Genomic DNA, 13811 nt, shown 5'->3' with positions numbered 1-13811 from the left:
CGGCGGGGTGGGCCGGCAGGAACAGGTTTAGGCTGATTCTCGTTGCAAAAGGGTTAATCCGCGCGAAGCCGCCCGCGCCGCCAACGACCCCGCAGGCGGCGCGCCGGCCCTGCCCGCAGAAAGCGCAAAGTGGTTTTCATCCTGACCCAAATACCCCCGCCGGAGGCATTCCGCGCGTCAGCAAGGAAACCGGCCTCCCCCGCCTGCCGCCGCGCCGATTCCGCCCTTACGGCCCCTTGCGTGTGGGGGCGGGGTTCGGTAGGAAACCGGCGATTTCGACGGGCGCCCCTGCCCGCGGCCTCTCGGGAGGAACCATGCCGCTTCTGGTGATGAAATTCGGCGGAACTTCGGTTGCGGATCTCGACCGCATCGCCAATGCGGCGAAGAAGGTGCAGCGCGAGGTCGAGCGCGGCTATGACGTGATCGTCATCGTCAGCGCGATGTCGGGCAAGACCAACGAGCTGGTGGGCTGGGTCGAGGGCACCTCGAAACTCTACGATGCGCGCGAATACGACGCCGTGGTCGCCTCGGGCGAGAATGTCACCGCCGGGCTGATGGCGCTCAGGCTTCAGGAGATGGGCGTTCCCGCGCGCTCCTGGCAGGGCTGGCAGGTGCCGATCAACACCACCTCGGCCCATGGTGCGGCGCGGTTCGTCTCGATCCCGCGCGAGAACCTCGACGCCAAATTCGCCGAAGGCTTCCGCGTCGCCGTGGTCGCGGGTTTCCAGGGCCTCAGCCCCGAGGGCCGGGTCACCACTTTGGGCCGCGGCGGATCCGACACCACCGCGGTGGCCTTCGCCGCCGCCTTCGGGGCCGAACGCTGCGACATCTACACCGATGTCGATGGCGTCTACACCACCGATCCGCGCGTGTCGTCGAAGGCGAGGAAGCTCGACAAGATCGCCTTCGAGGAGATGCTGGAACTGGCATCCCTCGGCGCCAAGGTGCTGCAAACCCGCTCGGTCGAGCTGGCGATGCGCTACAAGGTGCGGCTGCGGGTGCTGTCCTCCTTCGAGGATACCGACGAAAACTCTGGGACCCTGGTCTGCGACGAGGAGGAAATCATGGAATCGAAAGTCGTCAACGGCGTCGCCTTCTCGCGCGAGGAAGCGAAGATCACCCTCTTCACCATCGAGGACCGTCCCGGCGTGGCCCAGGCGATCTTCGGCCCGCTGGCCGATGCCGGGGTGAATGTGGACATGATCGTGCAGAACATCAGCGAGAAGGACTATGACGAGCACCATTCCGGCGCCGTCACCGACATGACCTTCTCCTGCCCGATCGGCCAGGTCGAGCGCGCGAAGAAGGCGCTGGAAGAGGCGCTGGCCCGCGGCGAGATCAAATATGACGAGCTGATCATCGACACCGATGTGGCCAAGGTCTCGGTCGTCGGGATCGGCATGCGCAGCCACGCGGGCGTCGCCGCGCGCACCTTCCGGGCGCTTGCTGCCGAGAATATCAACATCAAGGTGATCGCCACTTCCGAGATCAAGATTTCGGTGCTGATCGACCGGAAATACCTGGAACTCGCGGTGCAGGCGCTGCATGATGCGTTCGAGCTTGAAAAGGCCTGATGCAGCGGAGGGCTGATGCCCGAACGGACCGAGAGTGAAAGCCGCAGGCTCTTGCGCCGCCTGCGCGATGTGCTGGCGACGCCCGGAAAGGGCCAGGACCGGCTGGACCGGATCACCCATCTGATCGCCGATTCCATGGCGACCGAGGTCTGTTCGGTCTATCTGTTCCGCGACGAAGAGACGCTGGAACTGTTCGCGACCGAGGGGCTGAAGAAAAGCGCGGTCCACAAGACCCGGATGCGCCTTGGCGAGGGGCTGGTGGGCCGTGTCGCGCGCTCGGGCCTGCCGGTGAACACCGCCAATGCGCCAGCGGAAAAGGGCTTCCGCTTCATGCCGGAAACCGGGGAAGAGATCTTCTCGTCCTTCCTTGGCGTGCCGATCCAGCGGGTGGGCGAGAAGATCGGTGTCCTCGTGGTGCAGTCGAAAGAGGCGCGCACCTTCTCGGACGACGAACTCGATGCGCTGGAAGTCGTGGCCATGGTGCTGGCCGAGATGACCGAACTCGGCGCCTTTGCGGGCGACGACGGCACCGGCCAGGCCCTGCACCGCCAGTCGCTGATGTTTCGCGGCACCAGCGGCCAGGAGGGCGCCTCCGAGGGACGGGTCTGGCTGCACGAGCCGCGCGTCGTCGTCACCAATCCGGTGGCCGATGATCCGCTGACCGAGATCGACCGCATCCGCGATGCCGTGGGCCAGTTGCGGGTCTCGATCGACGATCTGCTGGAGGCCGAACATCTCGACAAGGAACAGCGCCAGGTGCTGGAGGCCTATCGGATGTTCGCCCATTCGCGCGGCTGGCTCAGGCGGATGGAGGAAGACATCGCCCATGGCCTTTCGGCCGAGGCGGCGGTGGAGAAAGAGCAATCCGCCGCCCGGGCGCGGCTGGAGCAGGTGCCCGACGCTTACCTGCGCGAACGTCTCCAGGATCTCGACGACCTGTCGAACCGGCTTCTCAGGATCCTGACCGGGCAGGGGCAGGACACCGGCGCCGCGATGCCCGAGGATCCGATCCTGATCGCGCGCAACATCGGCCCGGCGGAACTGCTGGAATACGGCCGGCGGCTGAAGGGCGTGGTGCTGGAAGAGGGCTCGGTCGGCTCGCATGCCGCCATCGTCGCGCGGGCGCTGGCGATCCCGCTGGTGATCCATGCCGAACGCATCACCGCCGAGGCGCTGAACGGCGACCATATCCTCGTCGACGGCGATCAGGGCATCGTCCATCTGCGCCCCGAGGAAACCGTGGCCCGCGCCTTTCGCGACAAGATCGCCATGCAGGCCGAGGCGCAGAAGCGTTACGCGTCCTTGCGCGGCCTTCCGGCCGAGGCGAAATGCGGCGCGGTGATCGCGCTGCACATGAATGCCGGGCTGATGGCGGATCTGCCCAGCCTTGAGGGCTCGGGCGCCGAAGGGGTGGGGCTGTTCCGCACCGAGCTTCAGTTCCTGATCCGCAACAGGATGCCGAAACGTGCCGAACTCGCCTCGCTTTACAAGAGGGTGATGGAGGCGGCGCATGGCAGGCGCGTGGCCTTCCGCACGCTCGACATCGGCTCGGACAAGGTGCTGCCCTATATGAAGCCCAACGACGAGCCGAACCCGGCCATGGGCTGGCGCGCGATCCGGGTCGGGCTGGACAAGCCCGGGGTGCTGCGGATGCAGCTTCAGGCGCTGATCCGGGCGGCGGCGGGGCGGCCGCTGACGATCATGTTCCCCTTCATCACCGAGTATGAGGAATTCATCGAGGCCCGCGCCCTGACCCTGCGCGAGGTGCATCGCGAGAAATCGCTTGGCCATCCGGTGCCCGAGCGGCTGGAGATCGGCGCGATGTGCGAGACGCCCTCGCTGGCCTATGCGCCGCGGGCCTTCTTCGAGGCGGCGGATTTCATCTCGGTCGGCGGCAACGATCTGAAGCAGTTCTTCTTCGCGGCGGATCGCGAGAACGAGCGGGTGCGGCGGCGCTACGACACGCTGAACCTGAGCTTCCTGAGCTTCCTGTCGGGCATCGTGCGGCGCTGCGACGAGGTGCAGACGCCTTTGTCCTTCTGCGGCGAGGATGCCGGCCGCCCGGTCGAGGCGCTGGCGCTGGCCGCGCTCGGTTTTCGCAACCTGTCGATGCGCCCGGCCTCTATCGGCCCGGTCAAGGCGCTGATCCGCCGGATCAGCCTTGCCGAGGTGCGCGCGGTGCTCGACGAGGCGCAGGCGGCGGGCGATGCCAGCGCGCGGCCCCGGCTGATGGAATGGCTGTCGCGTCAGCCCGAATAGGGGGCGCAACCGGGGGGCCCGGCCCGCGGCGACCGCTTTTCCGTGGGGCTTTCCTTATCGGCTTTGCAGGTTCAGCACGGGCAGCGCCCGGAGGCCCCCGCCTATCCGGCGGGGGCGCCATCGGGCCCGGTCAGAACGGGCTGTCGGGGAAGTAGAACCGTTCGGCGTTCTCCGGCGTGATCAGGGTCGAGCCGATGATGAACCGCCCGTAGACCGGCGTGGACGACACGAAGTTCAGCGCCGTCATCTCGATTGCCGAAGAGATCAGTGCCGGCGGATAGGTCACGTTCACCGGCAGTTGCGGATCGCTGTCCATGATCCGTTTGACGATCTCTTTCATCCCGGCGCCGCCGATGATCCACATCTCGTCCTTGCGGCCGGCCTGTTCGATGGCGGCCATGGCGCCGATGGCCATGTCGTCATCCGCCGCCCAGACCGCGTCGATCTGCGGATATTTGGACAGGTAATCCTGCATCACCGTGAAGGCCTTGTCGCGGTTCCAGTCGCCGTGCTGCTTGTCCAGCACCTCGATGCCCGAACCCTCGATGGCTTTCTCGAAAGCGTCCACCCGCTCGTTGTCGAGCGTGGTGGCGATGCCGCGCAGGATCACGATCTTCGCGCCCTCGGGCAGGTTGGCCTTGAAATATTCGCCCGCGACGCGGCCGAAAGCCTCGTTGTCGCCCGCGACATAGAGGTCTTCGATCCCCTCGACCGAAAGGCCGCGGTCCACCACGGTGACGAATTTCCCGGCATCCTTCACCGCCTTGACCGGGCCGGTCAGCGGCTCGGATTCAAAGGGCAGCACCACCAGCGCGTCGATGTTGCGGGTGGCAAGCATATCCTCGATGTCCGAGACCTGTTTGGCGGATTCTCCGGCGGTGGCCAGCACGAAATCGAGCTGCGGATAGGTCGCTTCCAGCCGCGCGATGGTCTGCTGGGCATGCCAGTTCAGCCCGCCCATGAAACCATGGGTGGCCGAGGGGATCGACACCCCGATGACGTAAGTCCTGTCGTCCTGGGCGACGGCCGTGGTCGCCAGCCCGGCGGCCAGCGCCAGCGCCGCCGATGCGCCGAAGAATTGTCTGCGTTTCATGGTATTCTCCTCCCTCTGTGCCACGCGGAACGCGCGCGGCGGGTTGATCGCCCCCGGGGGCGGGGGCCTTCGGTTCACCGCCCCTCGGCGGATGTCTTCTTGCGCTGCAACACCACCGCCAGCACGATGATGACGCCCTGGATCGCGCCGTTCAGATAGGGCGAGACCAGGTTGGCGAGGTTCAGGATGTTCCCGATCAGGCTGAGGATCAGCACGCCCACCACCGTGCCCCAGACCCGGCCGAAGCCGCCCTTCAGCGCGGTGCCGCCGATGATCACCGCGGCGATGGCCTCCAGCTCCCACAAAAGGCCGGTGGAACCCGAGGCGGAACCGAGCCGCGGCACATAAAGGATGGTCGCCAGCCCGACCAGCAGCCCGAGGAACACGTAAGTCATGAGGCGGATCCGCTCGACCCGCACCGCCGAATAGCGCGCCACCTTGTCGTTCGATCCGATGGCCTCCGCGTAGCGGCCAAACCGGGTGTGGCGCATGGCGATCTCGCCGATTACCACGACCAGGGCGAAGGTGATGATCGGCCAGGAGATGCCGAAGATGCCGCCGTAATAGATCGGCCCGATATATTCGCGCATCGCGAAATCGAGCGACAGCGTGCCGCCGTCGGCAAGCCAGGTCACCAGCGAGCGGAAGATCCCCATGGTGCCCAAGGTGACGATGAAGGGCTCGATCCCGACGCGGGTGACGAGAAGGCCGTTCGCCAGCCCCGCCAGCAGCCCCACGGCCAGGGCGGTGCCGATCCCGATCAGCGCCAGCGGCAGGCCGACGCCAAGCTGCGGTTGCAGCGCGTTCATCGCCAGGATCACCATCCCCGCGACGAAAGCCGCCATCGAGCCGACCGAGAGATCGAGCCCTCCGCTGGTGATCACGAAGGTCATCCCGACCGCGATCATGCCGATGAAGGCCGAGCGCGCCAGCACATTGGTGATATTCGCCGCCGACAGGAAATTGTCGTTCAGCGAGGCGCCCAGCACGATCAGCAGGATCAGCGCCGCCAAAGGCCCCAGGGTGGAGAGGGAGAGATTACGCATTCTCGCTGGCCTTTTCGCTTTCGCTGGTGCCCATGACCAGCCGCACCACGGCGGTCTCGGTGATCGCCGCGCCCTCCAGCACGCCCGCCACCCGGCCCTGCCGCATCACGAGGATGCGGTCGGAAAGGCCGAGGATCTCGGGCATATCCGAGGAAATCACGATCACGCTCAGCCCTTCGCGGGCGAGGCGGTCGATGAAATGGTAGATCTGGCTTTTGGTGCCGATGTCGATGCCGCGGGTGGGCTCGTCGATGATCACGATCTGCGGCTCGGGCAGCATGGTCTTGGCCAGCAAGAGTTTCTGCTGGTTGCCGCCGGAAAGGTTCCCCACCGCCATGTCGCGCTTCGGCGCCCGGATGTCGAAATCCTGAATCGCCTTGCCAAGGGCGGCCTCCTCGGCCTCGCGCGAGAGAAACGGGCTGCCGAAGCGTTTCAGGGTGGAGAGCGTCAGGTTCTCGCGCAGGCTCTTGTCGAGCAGGAGACCGCGTTCCTTGCGGTCCTCGGTCAGATAGGCGAGGCCGTGGTCTTCCGCATCCGACAGCGAGCGGAGCGTGACGGGGGCGCCGTTGCGGCGCAGGGTGCCGGTGTGCGGGCGCAGCCCCACCAGCCCCTCCGCGAGTTCCGTGCGGCCCGAGCCGACGAGGCCGGAGATGCCCAGCACCTCGCCGCGGCGCAGCGAGAAGCCGATGCCCTCGACCAGCGGCGGCACCGCGAAATCCGCGACCTCCAGCACCACCGGGCCGAAGTCGCTGCGCCGCGGCGGGTAGATGTCCTTCAGATCGCGGCCGACCATGGCAGTGGCCATGCAGTCCTCGGTCAGCTCGCCCCTGAGCGCCCGGCGCACCACCGCGCCGTCGCGCAAGACGGTGATGCGGTCGGCCAGATGGTTCACCTCCTCCAGCCGGTGCGAGGTGTAGAGGAGCGCGACGCCGGCCGCCCGCAGCCGCTCGATCTGGCGGAACAGCACCTGCACCTCATGCGAGGTCAGCACCGCCGAGGGCTCGTCCATGATAAGCACGCGCGCGTTGCGCGACAGCGCCTTGGCGATCTCGACCATCTGGCGGTCGGAAACCGGCAGATCATGCACCCGCGCATCCGGGCTGACCCGGCATTCGAGCTGGTCGAGCAGCGCCTGCGTCGCGTGGCGCATCGCCTTGTGGTCGAGGAAGAAGCGCCCCATCTCGCGCCCGAGCCAGATGTTCTGGCTGACGCTCAGGTCCTGGGCGAGGTTGAATTCCTGGTGGATCACCACGACGCCCCTGGCCTCGGCCTCGGGTCCGCTGCGGAAGGGGGCGGGGGCGCCGTCCAGCAGCACCTGGCCCGAGGTCGGTTCGAGGAAACCGCCGAGGATCTTCATCATCGTCGATTTGCCGGCGCCGTTCTCGCCGATCAGCGCATGGACCTCGCCGGGGTGCAGATCAAAGTCGATGCCGTGCAGCACCTCGATCGGGCCGAAGCTTTTCGTCACATCCTTCAGGGCGAGGGCAGGGGTCACAGCGTCACCCATGCCGCATTGCGCCGCGCCGACTGCACGCAGGCCGCGACGAAGCGCATCCCGCTGAGGCCCTCGGCGAGGGTGGGATATGTCACCTCCGGCCCCGGCGCCTCTCCCGCCTCATGGGCGCGGATGGCGCGGGCGGCCTCAGTATAGAGGGTGGCGAAGGCTTCCAGATAGCCCTCGGGATGGCCGGCGGGAATGCGGGAGACGCGCGCCGCCGCCGGATCGGCTCCGGCGCCGTTGCGGCTCAGCAGTTGCTTCGGCGCACCGAGCCGGGTGAACCACAGCCGGTTCGGGTCTTCCTGCGCCCATTCCAGCCCGCCCTTGTCGCCATACAGCCGCAGGCGCAGCCCGTTCTCGTTCCCCGGCGCGACCTGGCTGACCAGCAGCGTGCCGCGCGCGCCACCCGCGTAGCGCATCAGGATATGGGCGTTGTCGTCCAGCACCCGGCCGGGCACGAAAGAGGACAGGTCGGCGGCAATCGCCTCCGGCTCCGTCCCGGTCACGAAACCGGCGAGGTTCCAGGCATGGGTGCCGATGTCGCCGAGCGCGCCGCCAAGGCCCGCGCGGGCCGGATCCACCCGCCATTCGGCCTGTTTCGAGCCCGCCGCCTCGGCCGGTTCGGTCAGCCAGTCCTGGAGATATTCGACCTGCACCAGCCGCAGCCGGCCCAGATCGCCGCGCGCCACCATGGCGTGGGCCTGGCGGATCATCGGATAGCCGGTGTAATTATGGGTCAGCACGAACAGCGCCTTCGACTGTTCCGCCACCTTCGCCAGCCGCTTCGCCTCGGCCATGGTGGCGCTCAGCGGCTTGTCGCAGATCACATGGATGCCGCGTTTCAGGAATTCGATGGCGGGCCCGGCGTGCATGTGGTTCGGCGTCACGATGGCGACGGCCCGGATGCCGTCTTTCCGCCGGGCCTCGCGGATCGCCATCTGGCGGTAATCGTCATAGACCCGGGCCGGATCCAGCCCCAGTTCCGCCCCCGAGGCGCGCGACTTCTCCGGCGTGGCGGAAAACGCCCCCGCCACCAGCCGGAACTGACCGTCCAGCCGCGCCGCGATGCGGTGGACGCCGCCGATGAAGGCCCCCTGTCCGCCGCCGACCATGCCGAGGGGGATCCCGCGCATCTAACCCTCCAGCCCCAGCATGCGACGGTTCGCGGCGCGGTCGGTGCCCGCATTGGCGAAATCGTCGAAGGCCTTGTCGGTCACCCGGATGATGTGGCGTTTCACGAATTCCGCCCCCTCGCGGGCGCCGTCCTCGGGGTGTTTCAGGCAGCATTCCCATTCGACCACCGCCCAGCCGTCGAAGCCGTATTGCGTCAGCTTCGAGAACACCGCGCCGAAATCCACCTGGCCGTCGCCGGGGCTGCGGAAGCGGCCCGCGCGGTCCACCCAGGACTGGAAGCCTCCGTAGACGCCCTGCCGCCCGGTCGGGTTCAGCTCGGCATCCTTCACATGGAACATGCGGATGCGCGAATGGTAGATGTCGATATGCGCCAGATAATCGAGATGCTGGAGCACGTAATGCGACGGATCGTAGAGCATGCAGGCGCGCGGGTGGTTCCCCACCCGGTCGAGAAACATCTCGTAGCTGGCGCCGTCGTGCAGATCCTCGCCGGGGTGGATCTCGTAGCAGATGTCGACGCCTTCCTCTTCGGCATGGTCGAGGATCGGGCGCCAGCGCCGCGCCAGTTCGTCGAACGCCTCTTCCACCAGCCCCGGCGGGCGTTGCGGCCAGGGATAAAGGTAGGGCCAGGCCAGGGCGCCGGAAAACGCCGCCATCGCCTTCAGCCCAAGGCGGCGCGAGACGGTCAGCGCCTTCTTCACCTGATCGGTGGCCCAGTCCTGCCGGGCCTTCGGATTGCCGCGGACATGCGGGGCGGCGAAACCGTCGAAAGCCGCGTCATAGGCCGGGTGGACGGCGACAAGCTGGCCCTGGAGATGGGCGGAAAGCTCGGTGATCGCAACGCCCGCCCCGGCGGCCTGACCGGCGATCTCGTCGCAGTAATCCTGCGATCCGGCGGCGCGGTCGAGGTCGAGAAAGCGCGCATCGCCCGAAGGCACCTGCACGCCGGTATAGCCGAGACCGGCGGCCCATGTCGCGATGGCGGGCAGCGAGCTGAACGGCGCCGCCTCCGCCGAGAATTGTGCGAGGAACAGGCCGGGGCCTTTGATCGTTCGCATCCTGCCCCTCCCCAAGCGTGATGTAATCGGTTGCATTCAGGATAGGCCTGTCATGTAATCGGTTGCAATATGATTCCCGCAACCCGAGCGCGGAATTGCGATTGTCTGCCGCAAGGCCCGGGCTTAGGGGTGGCGCATGAAGAACGACCGGCCACGGATCAGGGATGTCGCGCGCCTGGCGGGGGTTTCCACCGCCACGGTCAGCCGGGTGCTGTCCAATCCGGGCGTCGTCAGCCAGCAGACGCGGGCCTCGGTGCAGAATGCCATCGCCGCGACCGGCTACCGGCTGAACGAGGCGGCGCGCAACCTGCGCCACCGCCGCACCGGGGGGATCGTCGCGCTGGTGCCGAACCTCGCCAATCCGTTCTTCGCGCAGATCCTGTCGGGGATCGCCTCGGTCCTCGGCCCGGCGGGCTACAATCTGCTGATCGCCGATACCGGGCCTGACGGCGCCGGACGGCTGCTCGATTATGCCGAGCCGTCGCGCGCCGACGGGCTGATCGTGCTGGACGGCGCGCTGCCTGCCCATGCGCTGACCGGCCGCATCCCGCTGGTCGAGGCCTGCGAATGGGTGCCGGGCCTGTCGGCGCCCCGGGTCAAGATCGACAACCGCGCGGCTGCGGGGCTGGCGGTGGACCATCTGGCCGACCTCGGCCACCGCCGCATCGGCCATGTCGCCGGACCGCCCGGCAATGTGCTGAGCATCGCCCGCCTCGGCGGCTGGCGCGACCGGCTGAGCGCGCGCGGCCTGACGCCGGACGAGGCCGCGATCTGGCAGGGCGACTTCTCGCTCGATTCCGGGCAGGCGGCGGCGGCGGAATGGCTGGCGCAGCCCCCCGGCCAGCGCCCGACGGCGGTCTTTCTGGCCTCGGACGCCATGGCCTGCGGCTTCATCGCCGAGGTGCAGCGCCACGGTTTCACCGTGCCGCGCGACCTGTCGGTGGTGGGCTTTGACGATATCGAACTGGTCAGCCATGTCTCGCCGCCGCTGACCACGATCCGCCAGCCGCGGTGGATGATCGGCCGGGTCGCGGCCGAGCGGCTCCTGCGGCGGCTGGAGACCGGCGACACCCTGGACGACGACACGATCCTGCCGGTGGAGCTGGTCGTCCGTGGCAGCACCGCCCCGCCCGCGCCCGGGGTCTGACGGGCGGGCCTGGTGCGCCGCCGGCCTTGAAGCCGGACGCGGGGGGGCCCTGGTGTCGCGCCGCCGGCCTTGAAGCCGGACGCGGGGCGGGCCTGGTGTCGCGCCGCCGGCCTTGAAGCCGGACGCGGGGGGGCCTGGTGTCGCGCCGCCGGCCTTGAAGCCGGACGCGGGCGGCCTGGTGTCGCGCCGCCGGCCTTGAAGCCGGACGCGGGGGGGCCTAGTGTCGCGCCGTCACGAAGGAAGGCGCGAGATGGCCGGAAAACGCAGCATTTTTGAAGAAGTCGCGGCAGAGCCGCAAAAGCCGCAGACGGTTGGCGGGATGATCGACACCGGGGCCAGGGGCGCGCGGTCGGCGATCCGGCTCTGGCTGATCCTGCTGTTCCTGCTGGTGGTCGCGATGATCGTCGTCGGCGGGCTGACGCGGCTGACCGGCTCGGGGCTTTCGATCACCGAATGGCGCCCGGTGACCGGGGCGATCCCGCCGATGGATGCCGCGCATTGGGCGGCCGAATTCGAGAAATACCGGCTGACCCCGCAATACCAGCTCGCCAATGCCGGGATGACGCTGGAGGAGTTCAAGTTCATCTATTGGTGGGAATGGGGCCACCGTCAGCTGGGCCGCCTGGTCGGGCTGATCTGGGCCGCGGGTTTCCTGTGGTTCTGGGCCAGGAAATCCATCCCCTCGGGCTGGACCGGGCGGCTTTTGCTGGTGGGCGCGCTTGGCGGCCTTCAGGGCGTGATCGGCTGGTGGATGGTGGCTTCGGGGCTGACCGGGCAGATGGTCGCCGTGGCCTCTTACCGGCTGGCCACGCATCTGGGGCTGGCCTTCGTCATCCTTGGCTTTCTCGGCTGGTATGTGCTGCTTCTGGGCCGGACCGAGGCGGAACTGATGACCGCGCGGCGCGGGCGCGAGGCGAAGCTGTTCTCGCTCTCCACCGGGCTGATGCATTTCGCCTTCCTCCAGATCCTGCTCGGAGCCCTGGTTGCCGGGATCGACGCGGGCCGCGCCTTCCCGACCTGGCCGCTGATGGGCGAGGGCTTCTTCCCGCCCGACGCCTTCTACGCCACCGACATGCAGGGCAATGTCCTGCCGGTCTGGCATGCGTTCTTCGAGAACCCGGGCCTTGTGCAGTTCATGCACCGGATGGCGGGATATCTCTTGTTCGCCTTCGGGGTGGTGGTCTGGCTGAAAGGCCGCCGCTCGGCCCATGGCCGGACCCGTTTCGCCTTTAACATGGTGATGGCGGTGCTGGTGGGGCAGGTGGCGCTCGGCATCGCTGCGGTGCTGACGGCGGCGCATCTGCATGTGGCGATCACCCACCAGATCGGCGCGGTGATCCTGTGGGTCATGATCCTGCGCGCGCGTTACCTCTCGCAATATCCGGTTGCGGGTTCGATCAGGAAAGGAACCGCCTGATGGCGAAGAACGCCTATGAATCATTGCTGTTCCACGCCCGCGAGACCGCGGCGCTGGAACAGGTGGCGGGCCGGCTCGGCTGGGACCAGGAGACGGTGATGCCGCGCGGCTCGGCCGCGCAGCGCGGCGAGGAGCTGGCGGCGATGGAGGGCGTGCTGCATGCGCGCCGCACCGAACCGCGCATCGCCGAATGGCTGGCCGGGGCAGAGCCCGCCGATGAGGTGGCCGCGGCGCAGCTTGCGAAAATCCGCCGCGCGCATGAGCGGGCGCTGAAGGTGCCCGCGCGGCTGTCGCAGGAGATCGCCCGCGTGACATCGCTCGCGCAAGGGATCTGGGCCGGGGCCAGGGCGCGCGAGGATCTGGCGGGCTTCCTGCCGGTCCTCGGCGATGTGGTGCGGCTCAAGCGCGAGGAGGGCGCGGCGCTCGCGGGCGGCGGCGACATCTACGACGCGATGATCGACGATTACGAGCCCGGGATGACCGGCGCGGAAATCGAGACCATGTTCGCGGCGCTGCGGCCCCGGCTGGTCGCTTTGCGCGAGAGGATCCTCGGCGCGGCGTATCATCCGCCGGCGCTCGACGGCAGTTTCGGCGCCGATGCGCAACTGCGGCTGAGCCGCGACCTCGCCCAGGTTTTCGGCTACGATTTCTCGCGCGGGCGGATCGACATGGCGGTGCATCCGTTCTGCTCGGGCGGCGGCAACGACGTGCGCATCACCACCCGCGTCGCCGAGGCCGATCCGTTCAACTGCCTTTACTCCACCATCCACGAAACCGGCCATGCGGCCTATGAGCAGAACATCGACCCCGATTACCTGCTGACCCCGATCGGCGGCGGCGTCTCGATGGGCGTGCATGAAAGCCAGAGCCGGATCTGCGAGAACCAGCTCGGGCGCTCACGCGCCTTCACCGGCTGGCTCTTGGAACAGATGCGCGAGCGGTTCGGCGAGTTCGGCGTGACCGACCCTGGCGTGTTTTACGCCATGGTCAACCGTGTCGGCCCCGGCTTCATCCGCACCGAGGCCGACGAGGTGCATTACAACCTGCATATCATGATGCGCTTCGATCTGGAGCGCGCGCTGATGGGCGGCGATCTGGCGGTGGGCGATCTGGAGGCGGCCTGGAACGACCGGTTCCTTGCCGACTTCGGCGTGGCGGTGGACCGGCCCTCGCATGGCATGTTGCAGGATGTGCACTGGTCGGTCGGGCTGTTCGGCTATTTCCCGACCTATACTCTGGGCAACCTCTACGCCGGCTGTCTGCACAAGGCGCTGCGCGCCGCTCTGCCCGATCTGGACCGCGACCTCGCGGCGGGCGATCTCAGCCGCGCGAACGACTGGCTGCACGAGAACCTGCGCCGTCACGGCGGGCTTTACCAGCCGCGGGAACTGATCACCCGCGCCTGCGGCGAGGCGCCCTCGGCCGGGCCGCTGCTGGACTATCTGGAAGAGAAATTCGCCGGGCTCTACCGGCTCTGAGCGGGGCGAAGAACCCGGGCCTGGTTGGCCTGCATTGTCACGATAACCGCTGGGGGGATCGTCGGGGAATGTCCTGAACATCGTCGTCGGCAGCGCCCACGCGCCGG

At 68.0% G+C, this 13811-nt stretch carries 10 protein-coding genes; 5 read left to right on the top strand and 5 right to left on the bottom strand.

Annotation, left to right across the window (positions count from 1 at the left end):
- Positions 1-314: 314 nt before the first annotated feature.
- Together XINFAN_RS10605 and ptsP are read left to right on the top strand one after the other, a co-directional pair.
- Positions 315-1574, top strand: coding sequence for an aspartate kinase (locus XINFAN_RS10605; protein ID WP_124086693.1), 1260 nt, complete (start codon positions 315-317; stop codon positions 1572-1574).
- A 15-nt stretch (positions 1575-1589) separates the two neighbouring features.
- Positions 1590-3833, top strand: a complete 2244-nt coding sequence (gene ptsP, locus XINFAN_RS10600) for a phosphoenolpyruvate--protein phosphotransferase (protein ID WP_124086691.1) — start codon at positions 1590-1592, stop codon at positions 3831-3833.
- 130 nt (positions 3834-3963) lie between these two features.
- On the opposite strand, the gene XINFAN_RS10595 is transcribed toward ptsP, so the two are convergent.
- The 5 genes from XINFAN_RS10595 to XINFAN_RS10575 form a co-directional block, all read right to left on the bottom strand.
- Positions 3964-4926 (bottom strand): ABC transporter substrate-binding protein, encoded by a 963-nt coding sequence (locus XINFAN_RS10595; RefSeq protein WP_124086688.1) that lies wholly within the window; start codon positions 4924-4926, stop codon positions 3964-3966.
- Positions 4927-5000: 74 nt separating this feature from the next.
- Positions 5001-5972, bottom strand: coding sequence for an ABC transporter permease (locus XINFAN_RS10590; RefSeq protein WP_124086685.1), 972 nt, complete (start codon positions 5970-5972; stop codon positions 5001-5003).
- The gene (locus tag XINFAN_RS10585) at positions 5965-7467 is read right to left on the bottom strand and encodes a sugar ABC transporter ATP-binding protein (RefSeq protein WP_233352188.1); all 1503 of its coding nucleotides are present in this window, start codon (positions 7465-7467) and stop codon (positions 5965-5967) included. The genes XINFAN_RS10590 and XINFAN_RS10585 overlap by 8 nt, the downstream gene beginning before the upstream one ends.
- Entirely contained in the window at positions 7464-8603 is a 1140-nt protein-coding gene (locus tag XINFAN_RS10580) for a Gfo/Idh/MocA family protein (RefSeq protein ID WP_199286403.1), read from the bottom strand. Before XINFAN_RS10580 ends, XINFAN_RS10585 begins: the two co-directional genes overlap by 4 nt.
- Positions 8604-9662, bottom strand: a complete 1059-nt coding sequence (locus tag XINFAN_RS10575) for a sugar phosphate isomerase/epimerase family protein (protein ID WP_124086679.1) — start codon at positions 9660-9662, stop codon at positions 8604-8606.
- A gap of 136 nt (positions 9663-9798) precedes the next feature.
- On the opposite strand from XINFAN_RS10575, the gene XINFAN_RS10570 reads away from it, so the two are divergent.
- The 3 genes from XINFAN_RS10570 to XINFAN_RS10560 all read left to right on the top strand — a co-directional run bounded on the left by XINFAN_RS10570 (position 9799) and on the right by XINFAN_RS10560 (position 13704).
- Positions 9799-10809, top strand: a complete 1011-nt coding sequence (locus XINFAN_RS10570; RefSeq protein ID WP_124086677.1) for a LacI family DNA-binding transcriptional regulator — start codon at positions 9799-9801, stop codon at positions 10807-10809.
- 250 nt (positions 10810-11059) lie between these two features.
- The gene (gene ctaA, locus XINFAN_RS10565) at positions 11060-12226 is read left to right on the top strand and encodes a heme A synthase (RefSeq protein ID WP_124086674.1); all 1167 of its coding nucleotides are present in this window, start codon (positions 11060-11062) and stop codon (positions 12224-12226) included.
- Positions 12226-13704, top strand: coding sequence for a carboxypeptidase M32 (locus XINFAN_RS10560; RefSeq protein ID WP_124086672.1), 1479 nt, complete (start codon positions 12226-12228; stop codon positions 13702-13704). The genes ctaA and XINFAN_RS10560 overlap by 1 nt, the downstream gene beginning before the upstream one ends.
- Positions 13705-13811 lie beyond the last annotated feature (107 nt).

The sequence above is a fragment of the Pseudogemmobacter humi genome (assembly GCF_900609055.1).
GTDB classification, from domain to species: Bacteria; Pseudomonadota; Alphaproteobacteria; order Rhodobacterales; family Rhodobacteraceae; genus Pseudogemmobacter; species Pseudogemmobacter humi.
The sequence above is the reverse complement of the archived record's forward strand: the minus strand, read 5'-3'. Positions and strand labels throughout refer to the sequence as shown.

Bases quoted from the DNA above. Each gene is read 5' to 3' on its own strand.
- XINFAN_RS10580 (WP_199286403.1), bottom strand. From the start codon at position 8,603: ATGCGCGGGATCCCCCTCGGCATGGTCGGCGGCGGACAGGGGGCCTTC.
- ptsP (WP_124086691.1), top strand. From the start codon at position 1,590: ATGCCCGAACGGACCGAGAGTGAAAGCCGCAGGCTCTTGCGCCGCCTG.
- XINFAN_RS10575 (WP_124086679.1), bottom strand. From the start codon at position 9,662: ATGCGAACGATCAAAGGCCCCGGCCTGTTCCTCGCACAATTCTCGGCG.
- XINFAN_RS10595 (WP_124086688.1), bottom strand. From the start codon at position 4,926: ATGAAACGCAGACAATTCTTCGGCGCATCGGCGGCGCTGGCGCTGGCC.
- XINFAN_RS10570 (WP_124086677.1), top strand. From the start codon at position 9,799: ATGAAGAACGACCGGCCACGGATCAGGGATGTCGCGCGCCTGGCGGGG.
- ctaA (WP_124086674.1), top strand. From the start codon at position 11,060: ATGGCCGGAAAACGCAGCATTTTTGAAGAAGTCGCGGCAGAGCCGCAA.
- XINFAN_RS10605 (WP_124086693.1), top strand. From the start codon at position 315: ATGCCGCTTCTGGTGATGAAATTCGGCGGAACTTCGGTTGCGGATCTC.
- XINFAN_RS10590 (WP_124086685.1), bottom strand. From the start codon at position 5,972: ATGCGTAATCTCTCCCTCTCCACCCTGGGGCCTTTGGCGGCGCTGATC.
- XINFAN_RS10560 (WP_124086672.1), top strand. From the start codon at position 12,226: ATGGCGAAGAACGCCTATGAATCATTGCTGTTCCACGCCCGCGAGACC.